This is a genomic window from Spirillospora sp. NPDC048824 (genome assembly GCF_043198455.1).
Taxonomy (GTDB): domain Bacteria; phylum Actinomycetota; class Actinomycetes; order Streptosporangiales; family Streptosporangiaceae; genus Spirillospora.
Genome location: NZ_JBICUS010000009.1, coordinates 242,711 through 262,028, shown reverse-complemented (window position 1 = coordinate 262,028; position 19,318 = coordinate 242,711). Strand labels below are relative to the sequence as shown.

Here is a 19,318-nt window from a genome sequence, read left to right as displayed (position 1 = left end):
GGCCGGCCCAACCTGTTCGACATCATCTGAGCCGGGACGGTTCGTCCGGCCCAGGCCGCGGTGAAGCGGGTGCCGCCGGGGCGTTCGCGGCGACGGCGATGCTCAAGGCGAGCAGGGGCAGCAGCGTGATCAGGCCGAAGGTGATCAGGCGGATGCCGTAGTCGTTCACCACCGCGCCGACCCCGCAAGTGGTCAGGGCCGCTATCAGAATGGGACGCAGCGTCGGCCATTCTCGTTGGGCCGCGTCGAGGTAGGGCGGCGAGAAGCGGTGCGGCCATGCCAAGGCCAGGATCAGGAGGATCAGGACGGCCGCCGTTCCCCAGGCCAGGGGGCCGCCCGACAGGGAACTCAGGGCGTAGCCGGCTTTGCGTTCGATGAGCTGCCACGCCTGCCCTTCGAGGATTTCCTGGATGAAGCGTCCGGCGTGGGTGCGGGAGTCGGGAGGGCGCGTCCAGTCGGCGACTCCCACGGCGGCGACCACCGCCACGGCCGCGGCGGCGACGGCGAGGAGGCGCAGCGGGGTCAGCCGTATCCCGGCGACGGCGAAGGCCAGGACGGCGACTCCGGGGATCAGGGCGAGGCCGCCGCCGACGTCGGCTCCCCAGGCGGGCCAGGTGTCGACGGCCACCGCCACGGCGCCGACGGCGACCACGGAGGCGGTGGCGGCGCGGTGGCGTCCGCGGGAGGTCAACTCGGCCGCCGTCGTCCCGGCCAGCACGAGGGCGGCGACGGCGAAGACGGCGAAGGTCGAGTTGCCGAAACCGTAGTAGCGCCCGCCGTACAGGGCGGACGGGCCGAACGGGCTGGCGCGGTGCAGGAGCGTGCCGCTCGCGGCGTCCACCACGAGGACGGTGAAGGTCAGGAGACTGACGGCCAGAGGCACCCGCCAGAGCGGACGTGCGGGCAGCAGCCGGATCGGGACCGTCGCCACGGCTGCGGTGGCCGCCAGGGCGAGCAGGAGGGTCGCGTCGGGGAACGGGCCGTGCCACCACCGCGTCAGCGACACCAGGTACATCGACACCGGCAGCACCGAGAACACGAGCGCCGCGCGGAGGAATCGGCGCCTCCACGCACTCGGGCGGCGCCACGCGTCCGGGCGGCGCCACGCGATCCCGGCCGCGATGTAGAGGGCGAGTTGTGCGCCTGCGACGACGAGCAGGAGTGTCCCGGCCCAGCGCCGCAGCGTCTGGTCGGTGGTGGTGACGGCGCCCAGTTCGTGGACGGTCCTGTTCGAGTCGGTGGGGCGTGTCCGGCCGAGGGAGATCGGGGCGCCGCTGAACTCGGCGGGTTCGGGCGCGCCGACCGCGTCCAGGAGGGTGCTGGGGACGTCGAGGAGGCGCACCACCCCGCCCCAGCGGGTCGAGGCGACGGTGAGCAGAGCCGGGCGGGGCGCCGTCGCGGGGCCGCTGACCATGCTGACCGCGAGATGCGGGGTGCCGCCCGGTGGTTCGGTGACGCCCTGCACCACGACGGTGCCGCCGGCGGGGACGCGTTCCAGGACGCGGCCCGCGTACGCGTCGACCTTCGCCAGGGAGTCGAGCCGGCCGGAGCCGGATTCGACGACCTGCCCGGCGTCGACGACGGTGACGGGGCAGTCGAGTGCGGCGGAGCCGACGGCGGGGCTGTAGCGTTCGACGGTTCCGTCCGGGCGGGCCAGCGCGATGGCGGCGCCGGGGCCGACGGCGGTTTCGCATCCGTCGTGTTCCGACAGTGCCCTGCCGAGTTCTCCCGGGCGCGGTGAGAACTCGGAGCGGCGCTGGGCGTCGACGAGCCGGTCCCACCGGTCGACGCGTGCTCCGCCGCCGGTGTCCCGCACGGGTGGGAGCGGGACGCATTCGTGGTCGTCGGTGCGGGGTCCCGCGGCGGCCTGTCCCGCCGACAGCGACAGCCAGCCGTCGGACGCGCAGGCGGGGCCGCCGGTGGTGCGGACCGTCGCGGCGCCGGCGGCGGCGCCGCCGGTGAGGAGGTGCCACAGGTGCGGGGTCTGGTCCGCGCGGATGTCGCCCCACGCCAGCCCGGCGACGCCGATGACGACGACCGGCGCGCGGACGGGACGGACGCCGGTGTCCGGGCGTTCCGCGATCTGCAGGGCGGCCGAGCCGATGACGAGGCTGAGGAGCACGGCACACCATGCCACCGCGATGCCGCTGCGCCCTCGAAAGCTGTCGGTCATGTCGGCCCGGGATCGGTCACCGGCGTCCGGACCGGCGGCCCGGGGAAGATCTGCCTCAAGCCGACCCCTCGCTGTCGGGCGCGGCGGTCGTGCGCCAGAGGACGTGGCGTTTCAGCCGGTGGCCGTCGCCGACGCGAGGATGGTCGAAGTCACCGGCGGGATCGTGAGTCATGCCGATGCGTTTCATGACGGCCTGTGATCTGAGATTGGTGGTGCTGGTGAAGGAGACCACCTCGTCCAGGTGGAAGTCGTCGAACGCGGCGCGAAGGGCGCGGCGGGCGGCCTCGGCGGCGTAGCCGCGGCCCCAGGCGGAGCGGGCGAGCCGCCAGCCGATCTCCACGGCGGGGACGAAGGGCGCCCGGAAACGCACGACGGCCAGGCCCGTCATCCCGATGAACCGGCCCGTGCCGGCGACTTCCAGAGCTCAGAAGCCGAAGCCCTCTTCGTCGAATCGGGTCTCGATCCGGTCGATGAGGGCGTCGCTTTCACGGCGGGTCAAAGGGGCCGGGAAATGCTCCATGACCTCGGGGTCGGCATTGAGCGCGGCGAAAGGCTCCCGGTCGCCGTCCTCCCAGCGACGCAGAACCAGCCGGCCCGTCCTTAGAGTTCGAGGCACCCGCCGATCTTACGTCCCGTGTCCATTGCGCCTCCATCCATTCCAGGCAGCCGCTTGCAACGGTTATGGCAGCCGTCACCGGACGGATCAGCGCTGCTGTTCCTGGATGCGGATCAGGTTGCCGGCCGGGTCGCGGACGGCGCAGTCGCGGACGCCGTACGGCTGATCGGTCGGCTCCTGGACGATCTCCGCCCCGCCGGCCCGCAGCCGCTCGAAGGCGCCGTCCAGGTCGGCGGTGGCCAGATTCCCGCCATGACCGACGTCGCCGCGGACCTCGAAGCCGAGGACGTCGCGGTAGAAGGCCAGGGAGGCGTCCGGGTCGTCGAGCGGGAGAAAGCTCGAATGAATGGTGAGTTCCATGGCCGTCACGCTAGGCGGGGGCCACCGGCCGGCGCTTCTCGATTCCTGATCGGCCGGGTCACCTGTTTCGCGACGCACGGCGGCATCCCCGCCGTCGCTTGAGCGCCCTCGGCCCGGAAGACGCTCGGCGGCACACCGACCAGTTCGGTGAAGCGCGTGCTGAACGTGCCCAGCGACTGGCAGCCGACCTCGAAGCAGACGTCGGTGACGCTGAGGTCGCCGCGGCGCAGCAGCGCCATCGCCCGCTCGATGCGCCGCGTCATCAGGTAGGAGTACGGCGACTCGCCGTAGGCCTGGCGGAACCGGCGGCTGAGGTGCCCGGACGACATGTTCACGCCGCGGGCGAGGGCCTCCACGTCCAGCGGCCGCGCGTACTCGCGGTCGATCCGGTCGCGGACGCGGCGCAGCCGCGCGAGGTCGCTCAACTGCGGCGCCGAGGCGGATCTGCTGGTCACATCCCACATCGTACGTCGCACCGGCGCCGCCCCCGCGCCCGTCGCGGATCACCCACTGCGCGCTGTGCTGGTGAGGAGGTGGCGGAGGGCGGTGGGGGTTCGCCCCAGGTGGGCGCGGACGGTACGGGTCAGGTGGGCCTGGTCGGCGAAGCCGAGGTCGGGGCGCTGGGGGCGTCCAGACCCGAGTTCCAGCCCGGCGGGGGCGAGTGGACGGTCCTCACCGACCCCGAGGGGCATCCCCTCTGCATCGCCGAAGGCTGACGGTCCACGCCGGGCACCGATGAGTTCGCGCGTCCGGCCGGGTCGTATTCGGCGGACACCCAGCGGCAGGAGGATGCCATGAGCGATCACCGGCGGCCCACGGAGGGCGGGCGTGCCGGGCACGCACTCGACGTCGCCCGCGTCATCGACGCCCCACCGGACGCGATCTTCTACGCGTTCATCGCGCTGTACGACAGCAGGCGGCCGGAGTGGGTGACCGACTCCCGGCTCGATCTGCGGTGCGGCGGACGCTGGTCGGTGGCGTTCCAGGTGCCGGACGGCCCGGCGTTCAGCGAGGAGCGCGTGATCACGGCGCTGGAGTGCCCCCACCGGCTCGCCTACGACATGGCGGCGGTGTTCGACGACGAGCCCGGCTTCGACACCACGGTCGAGGTCACGATCGAGGCCGCGGAGGACGGCCATCGGATCCGCCTGATGCAGCGCGGGTTTCCCACGGCGGCCACCCGCGACGAGTTCGCGGCGGCCTGGCCGGACGTGCTCGGCGAACTGGCCCGCCGGCTTTCGTGACCGGCCGCGGCGTACTCGACCCTCGGCGTTAGTCGAGCGCCTCGGCCGGTGCGTGTGTCGAGTCTGTTCCGGTGTCGCAGGACGTCTACGACGCTGACCGCCACCACACACTGCGGAGGACGCCATGGCGAACGCTCCCCACGACCCGGCCACCGCGCCGGTCGCCCGCCCGCCCGTCGTCGACCCGGCCACCTGGCAGCCCGGAACGAGCTCCTGGTCCGCGAAAAGGCCCACACCCGCGAGGGCGACGCTCTCGCCGCCGCCCGTGCCGGTTGCCGATGGTGGTGTTCGACGGGACGGCCGAGGTCGTCGGACCCGTCTCGTTCGCCGTCCTGACCACGGGCCCGTGGGACGAGGTGGCCCCCTTCGTCGAGTTCATGGGCTGCACCCAGCCCGGTACTCGGTGCGCGACGTGGACGCGCCGGTCGGCGGGGACATGGGGTACCTCACCTGCCGGTGTCGCCGGGGTTGGCGGGCCGGTCGTAGGTGAGGAACGCGGCGCCGCTGCCGAGCACGGTGTGGTCGGTCAGCTCCCAGGTGCGCGGGTCGAACGCGGCCGTGCGGGAGAACAGCGGGATCCCGGTGCCGATGGTCAGCGGGCCCACCTTGAGGATGAGCCGGTCGATCTCGCCGTACAGGGCGCCGGCGAGTTCTCCGCCGCCGACCAGCCAGACGTCCTTGCCGTGCTCCCGCTTGAGTTCCCGCACCTTCTCGGCCGGATCGGTGGAGACGACCTCAACGGCGGGGTCGGGGCTCTCGGCGAGGGTCCGGGAGAAGACCAGGTGCCGCAGGTGGGGGTATGCGTCGGTGAGCCCGGCCTTCAGGCCGATCTCGTAGCAGCGGCGCCCTTCCACGACGGTGTCGAAGCACGTGCCCTCGGCGGTGACCGACAGGGCCGCGCGGGCCGGGCCGGGGAGGGTCTCGGGGTAGTTGGCCACGAGGTGCTCGATGTAGTCGGCGGGGATGGGCCAGAAGCCGTCCGGGCCGGTGGGGTCGGCGCCGTCCGGGCCGGCGATGAAGCCGTCGAGGGTGGTGGCGATGTAGTACACGAGCTTTCGCATGAAGACGTCTCCTAATGACTGCAACCGTAGTACTCTGCTCGAAGTGTTTTGAACATAGTACTGCACTTGCAGTGGTGTCAACGTTCCTCGTGGAGGCTCCCATGCGGCAGAACCCGGCCCGGCGCACCGCCCTCCTCGACGCCGCCATCGACGTCCTGGCCGGCGAGGGCTCACGCGGCCTGACGCTGCGCGCCATCGACAAGCGGGCGGGCGTGCCGACCGGCACCGCCTCCAACTACTTCGCCAACCGCGACGATCTGCTCACCCAGGTGATGCGCCGCACCCGCGAGCGCCTCACCCCCGACCCCGAGGCGCTCGCCGAGACCATGAAGCAGGCGCCGTCCCACGAGCTGGTCGCGGAACTCATGCGCCAGCTGCTGACCCGGATGCGCGGCGACCGCGCCGGCAACCTCGCCATGCTGGAACTGCGCCTGGAGGCCACCCGCCGCGCCGACCTGGACGCCGAGCTCAGCGGCTTCCTCACCGAGGAGAACCGGGAGATCGTCGACTACCACGTGAACGCCGGACTGCCCGGCGACCGCACCGGCGTCGCCCTGCTCTACTTCGCCATGTCCGGACTGATCCTGGACGACCTCACCGCTCCCGCCCTCCTGGAGTCCTCCTCGACCGACGACCTCATCGAGCAGATGGTGAACCGCCTCCTCCGCTGAACCCTTGCGGAAGAAGTGTCCGACGTGGCGCCGGGGGGCGCGGGACGCGAAAGCCCCCGGCCCGTGCGGTTCACGGTTCGGGGGCTCTGCTCGGTCCGTTCAGGCCAGGTCCAGGGCGCCGTCCTTCACGCGGCCCGTGAACGCCTCCCAAGCACCGGCTCCGAACATCAACTTCGGCCCGTCCGGGTCCTTCGAGTCCCGCACCGCCACCGAGGCCGCCGCCCTCAAGTCCGCCACCTCGACGCAGGCGCCACCGGACGAGTCACTGCGACTGCTCTTGCGCCATCGGATGACGTTGGTGTTCCCCATGGTCACAACTCCTCTATCACCGATCTGATGATGCGCACGGACTCTTCGGCCGAGTACGCCGTCGCCCTCACTTGATCAAAGAGTACGACAAGCTCATCAAGATCACGTGGGGCCTCGATCAGCCTGCCATGACCTCCCGCCGCGTCAACGAAGCCGACGTCGGGTCGATCGTCCAAGCTCATGAGGACAATCCCTCCGGCCTGAAAAACCGGCGCGTCAGCAGGGAAGATCTGCAGCGTGACGTGTTGCAGATCTGCAAGATCAAGCAGGTACTGGAGTTGTCCGCGCATCACCTCGGCACCCGCAGCCACGCTTCTGACTGCGGTCTCACCCAGGACGATCAGCAACCACGGAGGATGCTCCTTCTCAAAGATCACCTTCCGCGCCATCCTCGCCGCGAGGAGCTCGTCGATCTTCTCCTGACGATGGCCGACATTGAGTACCTTCCGGGCATACTCCTCCGTCTGGAGCAGGCCAGGGATGAGGAGAGGTTCGAAGAGCCTCATGTAGGTCGCGTCTGGCTCGACCTCGATGAACGGGCGGAACCCAGGCGGCAGGACGTGTATGTGATCAAGCTGCTGGTTCCAGGTCCAAAGGCGATGGAACGTCCCATTCGTCTCGAAGAAGGAGTCGCAATCCTTGGCGAAGTCCTCGGATGGCGCGCTCTTACCTGACTCGATCTGCCCGATCCACTGTGGCGTGTACCCGAGCCTCTCGGCCGCCTGTGGCCGAGACAAACCGGACGCTTCACGATAACGACGCAATTCCACACCGAAGTACTCGGCGGGCGAGGACGGAACGCCTGGATCGCGGGGGCGACGAGGCACAGGGACCTCCAAGGAATCGAAAGCGGGGGTGACTTTCTGACGACGCAAGAGCCCTTTCCTATGCGTGGGCTTCTCGCTCTTCCCGAAGATATCCGATCACAGCAAGATGGGAAGCGATAACGGAGAGAAATCGACCTGAAGGCTCGGACTCATCATGGACACGCCCGTCAACCCCGCTGACCAGGCGTTGGATCAGCTCCGCCAGGACTTCAAAGGACATCGGATCTGGCGCGCGACACGCTACGACGGCAAGCTCGGCGACTGGGTCGCCACTCTGCACGATCCAAAGGCCGGCGTAGAACCAACCGTTGTACGCAACAGCGCAGAAGAACTTCGCAGGGCGCTAACCCTCGAACTCGATCGCGTAACCAATCGACCCACGAGCCAGCCCAGTAGGTGGGACCGATGGTAATGCGATGGAACCAGCCCCAAGGCCGCTCTACCTCGGAACCCACTTCCTCTGTGACAACCCATCTCGACAGGCTCTCAACCGAAGTCACCCGGGAAGGTTGGCAGGCACTCCCCCGCTACGACAGGCCGCGTCCACTTCTCCGCGTGTTCGATCCGACGTGCCCCATTTCAGCGAAAGCATCGACCTCGTCCGGGAATCGACGTCCCGCACATGGTGGTACCAGTCGAGCACGGGCGAGAACCTGGCCCCGCACCACCGGCCAGAACTCGCCGCCGCACGGATCACCCGCATCCTCACCCCGTTCGTCACCGCCGCCCTCGCCGCACGGACCCACCAGGAAACGGCGATCGACGCGACCTGCCCCGACATCCCCTCCATGGCGGACCCCTCTCACGCAGTGACCATCGCCGAACTGCAACAGCGGTTCCACGGCGTCGTCTGCTGGTGGGGCATCTCCACCAAGGAGTGGTGGGCACTCATCCCCGGCGGGACGCAATGGAAGATCGTCAACGCACCCGACCCTGACGACCTCATCCAGGCCGTCCTCAAGGCGCGGCGGAACGGGTGACGCACAAGCCGCCGCGCGGCCGGGAGGTGCCCCTCGACTCCCCGCCGCGCGGCTCCCACTCGCCCAGGTGACATCATCCGATAGATCGAGGAGGGCCGGGGCCTGCCCTTGATGAGCGGCGTCCAGGCCGGCACCGCCTACCGCCCGCCGGACGGCGGCGGTGGTCGGTGGCTACCTCAGATGCCGGGTGAGGAACCGGGCCGCGGCGTCCCCCGCGAACTGCGGGACGCCGGTGTGCCCGCCCATGTTGGCGTTCAGCGTCTTCTCCTTGGCGCCGAAGGCGTCGAACAGGTCCAGAGCGGCCTGCCGGTCGTTTCCTTCGTCGTCCCACTGCAGCAGGACGTGCAGCGGAATGGTGACCTGCCGGGCCTCCTCGAACATGATGCGGGGCACGAAGCTCCCGGCGTACAGAACGGCGGCCGAGATGCGCGGCTCGACCACCGCCAGCCGGACGCCAATGGAGATCACTCCCCCCGAGTACCCGACCGGGCCGCCGATCTCGGGCAGCGACAGGAGGGCGTCCAGGGCGGCCCGCCATTCCGGGACCGCCTTCTCGACCAGCGGCAGGACGAGCCGGTCGACGATCTCCTCGCCGACCGGCTCGCCGGTCTCCATCGCCCGGCGCAGGTCGGCGCGGGCTTGTTCGGCGGCGGCCCATCGGGGCCGGTCACCGCCTCCGGGGAGTTCGATCGTGGCCGCGGCGAAGCCGTGCTCCGCCGTGTCCCGGGCCCGCGCCACCAGCCGGGGGCGCATCTTGTTCAGTCCGCCGGGGTGGCCGACCAGGATCAGCGGCGCCGGTGCGGATGCGGAGGCGGATGCGGGCGTCCACAGGATGCCGGGGATCTCGCCGAGGGTGAAGTCGCGTTCGAGGACACCGTCGTCGAGGCGCTGCTCGGAGGTGAACTGCATGGTCGTGCCTTTCGGGAGTGCACTTGAACGGCGCTCCCGGACGACGACCTATCGCCCGACCGTGACCCCGGAGGGGAGCACCCATGTCGAAACGTTCACGGGTACCACCTCCTCGGTTGCCGGCACGGCCTCCGGCAAGGTAGCAGTGGCCGCCATGGTCCGCCAACGGTTTTTTGCGCATCACGTCCGCCGTCTGCGGTCGCCGTCGTGCGCCTACCGCTCCCGGACGGTGTAGGTCAGGTGCGTCACCCTCGGGGAGGGCTCCGCGCGGACCTGCTCCAGGGCCACGCGGCCCGCGTCCACGCCCTCGAACAGGCGGATTCCGGAGCCGAACAGCACCGGTGAGAGCGCGATCGAGAACTCGTCGATCAGGCCGGCGTTCACATACTGCAGGATCGTCGCGCCGCCGCCCGCGATGCGGACGTCGCGGTCACCGGCGGCCTCGCGTGCCTGGTCGAGCGCGAACTGGTCAGTTGAGGATCGCGCCCCTGGTCAGGGGCCGGTTGCAGAACTTCGCGCAGAGTCCTGGACGCAGCGCGAAGAACGCGAACGTGACGCGCGGTCAGCCGGAGGCGGGGCGTGGGCGTCCCAGGGTGTCGGCCAGGTGGACGAGCATCGCGGCGAACGTCACCGTCCAGACGGTGAGGGCCACCCAGATCTCCGTCTCGCCGATGACGCGGACGATGGGAAGGTTGTCGGCGGTGCCGAGGTAGTGGCCGGCGAGGCCGTACATGCCGAGGGGGAACACCACGCTCCACAGCGTCGCGTCGTAGCGCAGCGGGACCCGGTGGGTGATGTGGCGCCACCAGCCGGCGGCGACCAGCGGCGGGATCAGCCAGGTGCCGAACGCCCACACCACGACGGACGTGCCGGCGATCAGGCCGCGGGTGGCGGTGACCATCGGAGTGTCGGCCATCTGCACGATCCGGGCGCCGGCGAGGACGGTGATCGCGGTGGCGCCCATCGCCACCCAGTACGGCGGGGTGAGGTCGGCCGGGCGCAGCGGGTACAGGAGCATGCGGGCGGCGACGAACACGCCGACCCCCGCGTAGAGGAACATCCCGACCGACCAGGACCCCACCGCCAGCACGGACAGCTCGTGGCGGCCGAAACCGACCACCGGTTCCAGGACGGACGCGAGCACCGCGACGGACTGGCTGGCCACCACCCAGATGAACCAGGTTCCGTTCGCCCCCGCCACGACCGGGCGTTCGGCGTGCCCGAGCACCGCCGTCCACGGGACCACGTAGCCGAGGACGACCCAGGCCAGGAAGCCGACGACGAGCAGCGCGAACGCGGTCGTCTCGTGGTCGGCGGCGACGAGGCGGGTGCCGAGGACGTTCGTGGCGGCGACGAACGTGAAGAACCCGAAACCGCGTCTCGGGTCGGTGAACTCCGTCTTCAGCTCGGCGCGGAAGGCGACGGCCCGCCAGGCGGTCAGGACGACCAGGACGGCGTAGCCCGCCGCGGCGAGCCACAGCAGCACGGTGGAGAGAGTGGTGAGGCCGTGGGTGGAGACCCCGATCGACAGGATCCCGGTGCCCATGACGAACGCGAAATAGCCCGGGTTGAGCGTGGCCACCGCCTGTTTCGCCGCGTCGAAATGGGCACCGGCGCGGCTGAGAATCACCTCAGTACCGTACTCCGATCTTCCGCCACTTCCGTCCCCCGGTTCCTGGTTCCGGGGGCGGCGTCGCCCGCTTGGAGCGGTAGACGACGAACGGCCGCCACAGGTACCACACCGGGTAGCTCCACGCATGCACGAGCCGCGTGAACGGCCACACCAGGAACAACGCCCAGGCCGCGACGGCGTGGACCTGGAAGATGAGTGGCGCCTGCAGCGCGACGGCGACATCGGGGTCGCCGGTGAACAGGTCCCGGAACCAGATCGAGATCGTCTCGCGGTACTCGTGGTCGAGCGGCACGTTGAACGCCGTCGTGGCGATGCCGAGCGCGACCATGATGCCGAGGAGGACGAGCGCCACCCAGTCGACGGGGCTCGTCGTGGCGCGGACGCGCGGGGCGAACAGGCGGCGGGACGCGAGGATTCCCATGCCGATGAGCACCAGGACCGCGGCGATCAGACCCGCGACGGCGGAGAACAGGTGGTAGGTGTGCGAGGAGACGCCGACGGCCGCCGTCCACTCCCGGGGGACCAGGATGCCGAGGACATGGCCGCCGATCGCCGCGAACGTCCCGTAGTGGAACAGCGGCGCGCCCCATTTCAGCCAGCCGCGTTCCTGGAGTTCGGTCGAGTAGCTCGTCCATCCGTACTGGTCGTAGCGCCAGCGCCAGATGTGGCCGACGATGAACACCACCATCGCGATGTAGGGCAGGATGACCCACCAGAAGTACGACCAGGCGGTGATCACGGGCGTGTCCTTTGTCCGGTGAGGTACTCGGGTGGGGCGAACGGCTCCAGGCCGACGTCCTCGGCGGGCGGTCCCTTCTCCCATGCCTGGCGGATGAGGGTGAGGTCCCGGCGGCCCGGCTTGGGGAGGCGTGCGCGTACCGCGTCCACGACGTGGGCGTAGGGGGTGCCCGCCTCGTCCAGTGCGCGGTGCAGGAGTTCGACGTCGGCTCGGTGGCCGCGCAGGAGCTTCTCGCCGCGGGGGGTGAGCGCGGCGAAGTCGAGGACGAGCGGCAGGTAGTCGGGTAGCTCTTCCTCGGATGGGGCGAATCCGGCGGACCGGTAGGCCGTTTTGAACGTGAGCATCGCCATGCCGCGCTTGCGGGTGTCGCCGTAGCGGTAGTAGGTGAGGTAGAGCGCGCAGCGGCGGCGCAGGTCGAACGTTTCCACGTAGTGCTGCGCGACCTCGGTGGGCGGGGTCGCGCGCAGCCAGGCCAGGAAGCTCGCGAACGCCTCGGCCGACGGTTTGGGAGATGTCGCGGCCGCGGCCGCGTCCAGGTGGCCGAGGCCCTGGAAGAGGGACGTCGTCGGGTACTGGAGCAGGAGCGAGGCCAGCTTGTACGGGTTGACGGCGTCCCGGGTCATGACTCGTCCGCTTCCGGGAACAGGCCCGGGGCGCTGCCCCGTCCGTCCCAGCCGAGCAGGTTGAAGCGTGTGCTGCCGTCGCCGGCGCGGAACCGGTGGCTGCCGCCGGGCTCGCCCGCGGGATGGAACGACTCGACCGAACCGGGCGGCGGGCCCGTGCCGCCCATGCCGGGGCCGCCCTCGCCGTCGAGGCTGCAGAAGAGCTGCTCGTGCTGGGCCTGGAGGCGTCCGGCGTCCTCGGCGTGCGCCATCGGGATGACGTAGCGGTCGTCGTACTTGGCGATGGCGAGGAGGCGGTAGAGGTCGTCCAGCTCGTCCAGGTCGGAGCCGACCGACGCCGGCAGGTCGTCGGCCACGTCGAGGCCGAGCTGACCCGCGCGCATGACGGCCCGGACGGCGGCGAGCTTGCGCAGGACCGTCCGGACGGTCTCCGCCTTGCCCGCGGTGAACAGGTTCGCGAGGTACTCGACGGGGATGCGGAGAGCGTCGATGGTGGCGAAGACCCGGTCGGGGTCGGTCTCGTCGTAGCCGGCGGCGTGGACGACGTCCGCGACCGGTGACAGCGGCGGGATGTACCAGACCATCGGCAGCGTCCGGTACTCCGGATGCAGCGGCAGCGCCACCCGGTGCCGCACCGCGAGGGAGTAGACCGGGGACCGCTTGGCGGCGTCGATCCAGTCGGCGGGGATGCCCGCGCGGGCCGCTTCTACCTGGACGTCCGGGTCGTGCGGGTCGAGGAAGACGCCGAGCTGTGCCTCGTAGAGGTCTTGTTCGTCGGGGGTCGCGGCAGCTTCCGTGACCTTGTCGGCGTCGTAGAGGACCAGGCCGAGGTAGCGGAGGCGGCCCACGCACGTCTCCGAGCAGATCGTCGGCTGGCCCGCCTCGATGCGCGGATAGCAGTGGGTGCACTTCTCGGCCTTGCCGGTGCGGTGATTGAAGTACACCTTCTTGTAGGGGCAGCCCGACACGCAGTACCGCCAGCCCCGGCAGCGGTCCTGGTCGACCAGGACGATGCCGTCCTCCTCCCGCTTGTACATCGCGCCCGACGGGCAGGACGCCACACACGACGGGTTGAGGCAGTGCTCGCAGATGCGCGGCAGGTAGAACATGAACACCTGCTCGAACTCCATCTTGACGCGGTCTTCGAGTCCCGCGAGGTCCGGGTCGGTGGCGGCGTGCTCACCGGAGCCGGCGAGGTCGTCGTCCCAGTTGCTGCCCCAGCTCATGTCCATCTTGCGGCCGGTGAGGGCGGAGATCGAGTGCGCGCTGGGGTTCTCCGTGCCGAGCGGGGCGTTGATCACCGTCTGGTAGTCGTAGGTCCACGGGTCGCCGTAGTCGTCGATCGGCGGGAGATCCGGGTTGTAGAAGATGGACAGGAGCTTGCGGAGGCGTCCGCCGGCCCTGAGCTGGAGGCGGCCCTTGCCGTCGAGTTTCCAGCCGCCCTTCCACTGTTCCTGGTCCTCGTAGCGTCTCGGGTAGCCGAGGCCCGGTTTCGTTTCGACGTTGTTGAAATAGATGTATTCGGTGCCCGGCCGGTTGGTCCACGTCTGCTTGCAGGTGACCGAGCAGGTGTGGCAGCCGATGCACTTGTCGAGGTTCATCACCATCGCCGTCTGGGCCATCACCCGCATCAGAACCGCACCTCCTGGGGCCGCTTGCGGATCACGGTGATCTCGTCCCGCTGGTTGCCGGTCGGCCCGTGATAGTTGAACGCGAACGTCAGCTGGCCGTATCCGCCGATCATGTGGGTCGGCTTGATCACCAGCCGGGTGAGGGAGTTGTCCGAGCCGCCGTGCCAGCCGGAGATCTCCGAACGCGGCGTCATCAGGTGCCGGTCCTTGGCGTGGTACATGAACACCGTGCCCTGTGGCATCCGGTGCGTGACGACCGCCCGGCAGACGACCACGCCGTTGCGGTTGTACGCCTCGATCCACTCGTTGTCGCGGACGCCGATCCGCTCGGCGTCCAGGGGGCTCATCCAGATCACCGGGCCGCCGCGGAACAGCCGCAGCATGTGCAGGTTGTCCTGGTACTCCGAATGGATCGACCATTTCGAGTGGGGCGTGAGGTAGCGGACGGTGATCTCCGGGCGGCCGTCCTCGCGGAGGCCCTGCTCACCGAAATGGCGGACGTAGTCGAGCGGCGGGCGGTAGGTGGGGAGCGCCTCTCCGTATTCGTGTATCCAGTCGTGGTCGAGGAAGAAATGCATCCGGCCTGTGAGGGTGTGCCACGGCTTCTTGCGTTCGACGTTCACGACGAACGGGGAGTAGCGGCGCCCGCCCGTTTCGCTGCCCGACCATTCCGGGCTCGTGATGACCGACCGCGGCTGTATCTGGGTGTCGCGGAAGGAGATGCGCTCGCCGGCGCGTTCTTCGGCGAGGTCGGCCAGGGTGGTGCCCGTTCGCCGTTCCAGGGCCTTCCAGCCTTGGAGGGCGACCTGCCCGTTCGTGCTGCCCGACAGCGCCAGGATCGCCTCGGCCAGGTGCACGTCGCGTTCCAGGGACGGGCGGCCGTCGGCGACGCCGCCGCGTACCGCGCCGTTCGCCCGGCGCAGGTGGTCGACGGCGCCGGAGGGGACCACGGTGACGCCCTTGGTGGTGGTGCCCAGGGTGTCGACCAGCGGGCCCAGCGCGGCCATCTTCGCCGCCACCGCCGTGAAGTCGCGTTCGATGGTGACGAGCTTCGGCATGTTCTGGCCCGGCACCGGCTCGCCGTCGCCCGCGGCCCAGTCGCGTACCCGGCCGCCCGGCTGCGCCGTCTCGTCCGGGGTGTCGTGCGTCAGCGGGGCGGCGAGCACGTCGGTGCGGGTGCCGAGATGGGTTCCGGCCAGCCTGGAGAACTCCTCGGCGATGAGGCGGAACGCGTCGAAGTCGGTGCGGGCCTCCCACGGCGGCGCGATGGCCGGGTTGAACGAGTGCACGAACGGGTGCATGTCCGTGGTGGAGATGTCGTGCTTCTCGTACCAGGTCGCCGCCGGCAGGACTATGTCGGCGTACGTGCATGAGCTGGTCATGCGGAAGTCGATGGTGGTGAGCAGGTCGAGCTTGCCCCGCGGCGCCTCGTCCCGCCACGTCACCTCCGCCGGGCGGAGTCCGGGCGGCGACTCGTCCGCGCGGACGGCGTCGTCGGTTCCCAGAAGGTGGCGCATGAAGTACTCCATGCCCTTGCCCGAGGAGCCGAGGACGTTCGCGCGCCAGATCGTCATCACCCGCGGCCAGTTCTCCGGGGCGTCGGGGTCCTCGCCGGCGAAGCGCAGACGGCCCTGTTTCAGTTCGTCGACCACGTGGTCGGCGACCGTCCGTCCCGCGCGGGCGGCATCATCGGCGAGGTCGAGGGGGTTGCGGTCGAACGCCGGATGCGACGGCGTCCAGCCGAGGCGGGACGCCTGCGCCATGCAGTCGGCGAAACCGCGGCCCTCGAACAGGCCCCGGCCGAGCGGGCTCGACAGCTCCCCCGCGCCGAAGCTCTCATACCGCCACTGGTCGGTGTGCAGGTAGAAGAACGAGGTGCCGGTCATGTGCCGGGTGGGACGCTGCCAGTCCAGCGCGAACGCCGTCGTCTGCCAGCCCGTCAGCGGGCGGACCTTCTCCTGCCCGACGTAGTGCGCCCAGCCGCCTCCGTTCACGCCCTGGCAGCCGCACAGCATCGTGAGCGTGAAGAACGTCCGGTAGATCTGGTCGGAGTGGTACCAGTGGTTCGTCCCGGCGCCCATGCAGATCATCGACCGGCCCCGGGACAGCTCGGCGTTGCGGGCGAACTCGCGGGCGACGCGGGTCGCGGCGGCGGCCGGGACCGAGGTGATCCTCTCCTGCCAGGCGGGCGTGTAGGGCCGGCCGGCATCGTCGTAGCCCGTGGGCCACTCGCCGGGCAGGCCGTCGCGGTGGACGGCGTACTGGGCCATGAGGAGGTCGAAGACGGTCGTCACGAGGCGTCCGGCCATCCGGGTCGCGGGGACGCCGCGCCGGACCGCGCCGCCGCCTTCCGTGTCGCCGATGTCGAAGCGCGGCAGGTCCACCGGGACGGCGTCGTCGTGGCGGCCGTAGAGGGAGAGGGCGGGGTCGGTCTCGCCGAGGTCGAGGTTCCAGCGGCCTTCGCCGGAAGGGGTGAAGCGGTGGCCCAGCGTCCCGTTCGGGGCGACGGGTTCGCCGGTCCGGGCGTCGAGGAGGACGGGTTTGTGAGGGGCGCCTTCGTTCTCGTCGCCCAGGTCGGCGGCGGTCAGGAAACCGTCCGGTACGTAGGCGTCGCCGTGTCGCTTGAGCGTTACCAGGAACGGCAGGTCCGTGTAGGTCTTGACGTACTCGGTGAAGTACGGCACCTGGCGGTCGCGGAAGAACTCCGTCAGGACGACGTGGCCCATCGCCATGGCGAGAGCCCCGTCCGTGCCGGGCCGCGCGGCCAGCCAGTCGTCGGCGAACTTGGTGTGGTCGGAGAAGTCCGGGGAGACGACCACGACCTTCTGGCCCTTGTAGCGCGCCTCCACCATGAAATGCGCGTCCGGCGTGCGGGTGATCGGCAGGTTCGTGCCCCAGATCATCAGGTAGGACGAGTTCCACCAGTCGCCGGATTCGGGGACGTCGGTCTGGTCACCGAACACCTGCGGTGACGCGATCGGCATATCCGCGTACCAGTCGTAGAACGACAGGATCGTCCCGCCGATCATCGACAGGAACCGGGTGCCCGCCGAGTACGACACCTGCGACATCGCCGGAATCGGGGAGAACCCGACCACCCGGTCGGGGCCGTACGTTTTGACCGTGTGCACGTGCGCGGCGGCGATCAGCTCGGAGACCTCCGGCCACGTCGAGCGGACGAAGCCGCCCTTGCCCCGCGCCTTCTTGTAGCGGCCGGCGCGCTCCGGATCGGCGGTGAGCTCCGCCCACGCGTCCACCGGGTCCCGGAGCCGGTCCCGTGCCTCCCGCCACATCTCCAGCAGCGGGCCCCGCACATACGGGTAGCGGACCCGGGACGGCGAGTAGGTGTACCAGGAGAAGGACGCGCCGCGCGGGCAGCCCCGCGGCTCGTACTCGGGCGAGTCCGGGCCGACCGACGGATAGTCCGTCTGCTGGGTCTCCCACGTGATGATCCCGTCCTTGACGAAGACCTTCCACGAACACGACCCGGTGCAGTTCACCCCGTGGGTGGACCGCACCTCCTTGTCATGGCGCCAGCGCTCCCGGTAGAACTCCTCCGCACCTCGCCCGTCGCTCCGGTGCACCTCGCGGTGATCCTCCGAGGGCGTGCCCGGAACGAAGAACTGCGCCCGGCGCAGCAGCTTCTCCACCGGCTCACCGCCGGGCAGCAGCGGCGCCAGCAACTCTCGCCCGCCCGCCTTCCGGTCACCGCCGTCCGTCTCCTGCACTCTCGACTCGGCCACGGGTGCCCTATGCCCGGCCGTCCCCGTTGAACTCGGCGGCGCAGGACGGCATGGGAAGGACGTTACGAATGCCCGGCCGGCATTACCCGGCCTCTGCGCCGCGGTTACCGTCTCCGACGGCGTGGACGGGGGTCAGCGGGGCGGGACCATGGCGACCGGGCACTGCGCGTGGTGGATGACCCCGTGGCCGGTGGACCCGAGCCGCGGCGCGTTCCAGCGGCGTTCGTGGGCGCCCGCCACGATCAGGCGGGCGTCGCGCGATGGGCCGGTCAGCGCGGTCACCGGATGCTTCAGGACGACCTCGTCGGCGACCTCCACCTGCGGATGCCCGCGCCGGTGCGGGTCGCAGGCCGCGGCCATCCGCTCCCGCAGTTCCCGGCCGGCCCCCTCCTCTTCCTCGGCCGTGTAGCCGGCGTCGATGAGCGTCGTGGGCATCTGCCACGCGTGCACGATCCGCAGCCGCGCGCCCCGGACCGCCGCGGCGTCGAAGGCGTAGTCGAGGACCGCGTCCGTGCCCCGCCGCAGGTCGACGCCCGCGACGACCTCGCCGCGATCGGTGACGTCCCCGCGCACGATCACGACCGGGACGGTGGAGCGGGAGGCGACCCACAGGCTCGTCGACCCCAGCAGCAGGCTGGCGAACCCGCCCCGGCCGCGGCTGCCCAGCACCAGTTCGAACGCGTCCTCCGACTGCTGCCGCAGGGCGTCCGGCGTCTCCTCGGCGAGCAGCGCGGTCGACGTCTCCAGGTCCGGCCACCGCTCGCGGACGCGCGCCGCCGCCTCCTCCAGGAGCGCGTTCCCCACGCGGGCCAGGCGCTCGGCCTTCTCGGGCGGCGCGAACAATGGCACCTTGAACGGCCAGCTCTCCACGGCGTGCACGATGCGCAGTGGACGCCGGCGCAGGACGGCTTCGGCGGCGGCCCACTCCACGGCACGGTCCGACTCACCGGACCCGTCGGTGCCGACGACGATCGGTTCGGACATCGCGCCCTCCTTCTCGTAGACCCCTCAATGCGACAGTCCCCATCCGGGCGGCTCTAACTCACGCCGGCGCAAGAGAGGCCGTCCGGCTCGGCGTGGAGTGACCAAGGTCCCTAATGGGACGTGCGCTGATCGCCCACGCTGGATGGTGGCAGGACATCCCGGTCGAAGGAGGCCCACGTTGCCTGGCACCGCCCCGGAGCAGCTCGACATCCAGTTCACCACCATCAACGACGTGGCGCCGGACGACGTGGAACGCGCCCGCGAAGCCGTCGCCCGCGCGCTCGCCCACACGCGGCTCCCGGTCCTGTACGCGAAGGTCACGCTCAACGTGCTGCGGGACCCCGCCGTGCCGCGTCCCAACCTGGTCTCGGTCCGGGTCGACCTCAACGGCCGGCCGGTCAACGCCTACGCCGCCGCCACCACGATGCCCGAGGCCGTCGGCCTCGCCGGCGCCCGGCTGCGCGCACGCGTCGACCACATGGCCGGGTACTGGGAGGCGCGCCGCAGGCCGCACCGCCGCACCACCACGACCGGGGGCACCGCCACCGTGCCCGCCGCGCGGCACGACGAGTCGAAGGAACTCCACGATGCCTAGGCAGATCACCACCGCGTCCGCGGGACTTTCCGTCCCGGTACTGGAGCACCGCATCGCGGTACTGGAACGGCGTGTCGCGCTGCTGACCGACGCGATCCGCACGCTGGCCGCCGCCCTGGAGGGCAATCCGCTCGACCCGCCGGACGGCGGCGGCACGACGCGGGCGGCGCGGGAGGCCCACGAGCTGCTCCTGCTCGGCGACTGACACCGGAGCGAGGCA

General features: G+C 70.6%; 19 protein-coding genes and 2 pseudogenes. 6 read left to right on the top strand and 15 right to left on the bottom strand.

Annotation, left to right across the window (positions count from 1 at the left end):
* Nucleotides 1-22: 22 nt before the first annotated feature.
* From ACGFIS_RS20405 to ACGFIS_RS20390, 4 genes and pseudogenes are all read right to left on the bottom strand, one after another.
* Nucleotides 23-2,173, bottom strand: a complete 2,151-nt coding sequence (locus ACGFIS_RS20405) for a hypothetical protein (RefSeq protein ID WP_392907738.1) — start codon at nt 2,171-2,173, stop codon at nt 23-25.
* Between the two features lie 55 nt (nt 2,174-2,228).
* Nucleotides 2,229-2,789, bottom strand: a pseudogene (locus ACGFIS_RS20400) (GNAT family N-acetyltransferase).
* Between the two features lie 87 nt (nt 2,790-2,876).
* A complete protein-coding gene (locus ACGFIS_RS20395; RefSeq protein ID WP_392972122.1) occupies nt 2,877-3,149 on the bottom strand; it encodes a VOC family protein in 273 nt (90 codons plus the stop codon).
* A gap of 5 nt (nt 3,150-3,154) precedes the next feature.
* A complete protein-coding gene (locus ACGFIS_RS20390; RefSeq protein ID WP_392907746.1) occupies nt 3,155-3,613 on the bottom strand; it encodes a helix-turn-helix transcriptional regulator in 459 nt (152 codons plus the stop codon).
* A gap of 99 nt (nt 3,614-3,712) precedes the next feature.
* Here ACGFIS_RS20390 and ACGFIS_RS20385 point away from each other — a divergent pair, with 99 nt between their 5' ends.
* On the top strand, nt 3,713-3,865 hold the full coding sequence (locus ACGFIS_RS20385) for a VOC family protein (protein ID WP_392972120.1): 153 nt from the start codon (nt 3,713-3,715) through the stop codon (nt 3,863-3,865).
* Nucleotides 3,866-3,943: 78 nt separating this feature from the next.
* The gene (locus ACGFIS_RS20380; protein ID WP_392972118.1) at nt 3,944-4,393 is read left to right on the top strand and encodes an SRPBCC domain-containing protein; all 450 of its coding nucleotides are present in this window, start codon (nt 3,944-3,946) and stop codon (nt 4,391-4,393) included.
* Nucleotides 4,394-4,839: 446 nt separating this feature from the next.
* On the opposite strand, the gene ACGFIS_RS20375 is transcribed toward ACGFIS_RS20380, so the two are convergent.
* Complete coding sequence (locus ACGFIS_RS20375) at nt 4,840-5,454, bottom strand: dihydrofolate reductase family protein (protein WP_392907753.1); 615 nt, start codon at nt 5,452-5,454, stop codon at nt 4,840-4,842.
* A gap of 101 nt (nt 5,455-5,555) precedes the next feature.
* On the opposite strand from ACGFIS_RS20375, the gene ACGFIS_RS20370 reads away from it, so the two are divergent.
* On the top strand, nt 5,556-6,125 hold the full coding sequence (locus tag ACGFIS_RS20370) for a TetR/AcrR family transcriptional regulator (protein WP_392907756.1): 570 nt from the start codon (nt 5,556-5,558) through the stop codon (nt 6,123-6,125).
* Between the two features lie 99 nt (nt 6,126-6,224).
* Here ACGFIS_RS20370 and ACGFIS_RS20365 read toward each other — a convergent pair whose 3' ends face one another.
* Both ACGFIS_RS20365 and ACGFIS_RS20360 read right to left on the bottom strand, forming a co-directional pair.
* Nucleotides 6,225-6,434, bottom strand: a complete 210-nt coding sequence (locus ACGFIS_RS20365) for a DUF397 domain-containing protein (protein ID WP_392907758.1) — start codon at nt 6,432-6,434, stop codon at nt 6,225-6,227.
* A 2-nt stretch (nt 6,435-6,436) separates the two neighbouring features.
* Nucleotides 6,437-7,204: a helix-turn-helix transcriptional regulator gene (locus ACGFIS_RS20360; RefSeq protein ID WP_392972116.1), complete on the bottom strand. Its 768-nt coding sequence runs from the start codon at nt 7,202-7,204 to the stop codon at nt 6,437-6,439.
* A 626-nt stretch (nt 7,205-7,830) separates the two neighbouring features.
* Between ACGFIS_RS20360 and ACGFIS_RS20355 the strand changes: the two genes are divergently transcribed.
* Complete coding sequence (locus ACGFIS_RS20355; RefSeq protein WP_392972114.1) at nt 7,831-8,241, top strand: hypothetical protein; 411 nt, start codon at nt 7,831-7,833, stop codon at nt 8,239-8,241.
* Nucleotides 8,242-8,412: 171 nt separating this feature from the next.
* On the opposite strand, the gene ACGFIS_RS20350 is transcribed toward ACGFIS_RS20355, so the two are convergent.
* From ACGFIS_RS20350 to ACGFIS_RS20315, 8 genes and pseudogenes are all read right to left on the bottom strand, one after another.
* Nucleotides 8,413-9,150 (bottom strand): alpha/beta hydrolase, encoded by a 738-nt coding sequence (locus ACGFIS_RS20350; RefSeq protein WP_392972112.1) that lies wholly within the window; start codon nt 9,148-9,150, stop codon nt 8,413-8,415.
* Between the two features lie 213 nt (nt 9,151-9,363).
* Nucleotides 9,364-9,597 (bottom strand): annotated as a pseudogene (locus ACGFIS_RS20345) (dihydrofolate reductase family protein); the annotation flags it as partial.
* Between the two features lie 115 nt (nt 9,598-9,712).
* Complete coding sequence (locus ACGFIS_RS20340) at nt 9,713-10,780, bottom strand: tellurite resistance/C4-dicarboxylate transporter family protein (RefSeq protein WP_392907766.1); 1,068 nt, start codon at nt 10,778-10,780, stop codon at nt 9,713-9,715.
* A 1-nt stretch (nt 10,781) separates the two neighbouring features.
* Nucleotides 10,782-11,522 (bottom strand): respiratory nitrate reductase subunit gamma, encoded by a 741-nt coding sequence (narI, locus tag ACGFIS_RS20335; protein WP_392907768.1) that lies wholly within the window; start codon nt 11,520-11,522, stop codon nt 10,782-10,784.
* Nucleotides 11,519-12,145, bottom strand: a complete 627-nt coding sequence (gene narJ / locus ACGFIS_RS20330) for a nitrate reductase molybdenum cofactor assembly chaperone (RefSeq protein ID WP_392907770.1) — start codon at nt 12,143-12,145, stop codon at nt 11,519-11,521. Before narJ ends, narI begins: the two co-directional genes overlap by 4 nt.
* A complete protein-coding gene (gene narH, locus ACGFIS_RS20325) occupies nt 12,142-13,776 on the bottom strand; it encodes a nitrate reductase subunit beta (RefSeq protein ID WP_392972110.1) in 1,635 nt (544 codons plus the stop codon). The genes narJ and narH overlap by 4 nt, the downstream gene beginning before the upstream one ends.
* Nucleotides 13,776-17,456 (bottom strand): nitrate reductase subunit alpha, encoded by a 3,681-nt coding sequence (locus tag ACGFIS_RS20320; protein ID WP_392972149.1) that lies wholly within the window; start codon nt 17,454-17,456, stop codon nt 13,776-13,778. The genes narH and ACGFIS_RS20320 overlap by 1 nt, the downstream gene beginning before the upstream one ends.
* A 195-nt stretch (nt 17,457-17,651) precedes the next feature.
* Nucleotides 17,652-18,503, bottom strand: coding sequence for a universal stress protein (locus ACGFIS_RS20315; RefSeq protein ID WP_392907776.1), 852 nt, complete (start codon nt 18,501-18,503; stop codon nt 17,652-17,654).
* A gap of 178 nt (nt 18,504-18,681) precedes the next feature.
* Between ACGFIS_RS20315 and ACGFIS_RS20310 the strand changes: the two genes are divergently transcribed.
* The gene (locus tag ACGFIS_RS20310) at nt 18,682-19,098 is read left to right on the top strand and encodes a hypothetical protein (RefSeq protein ID WP_392972108.1); all 417 of its coding nucleotides are present in this window, start codon (nt 18,682-18,684) and stop codon (nt 19,096-19,098) included.
* Entirely contained in the window at nt 19,091-19,303 is a 213-nt protein-coding gene (locus tag ACGFIS_RS20305; protein WP_392907780.1) for a hypothetical protein, read from the top strand. Before ACGFIS_RS20310 ends, ACGFIS_RS20305 begins: the two co-directional genes overlap by 8 nt.
* Nucleotides 19,304-19,318: the final 15 nt, after the last annotated feature.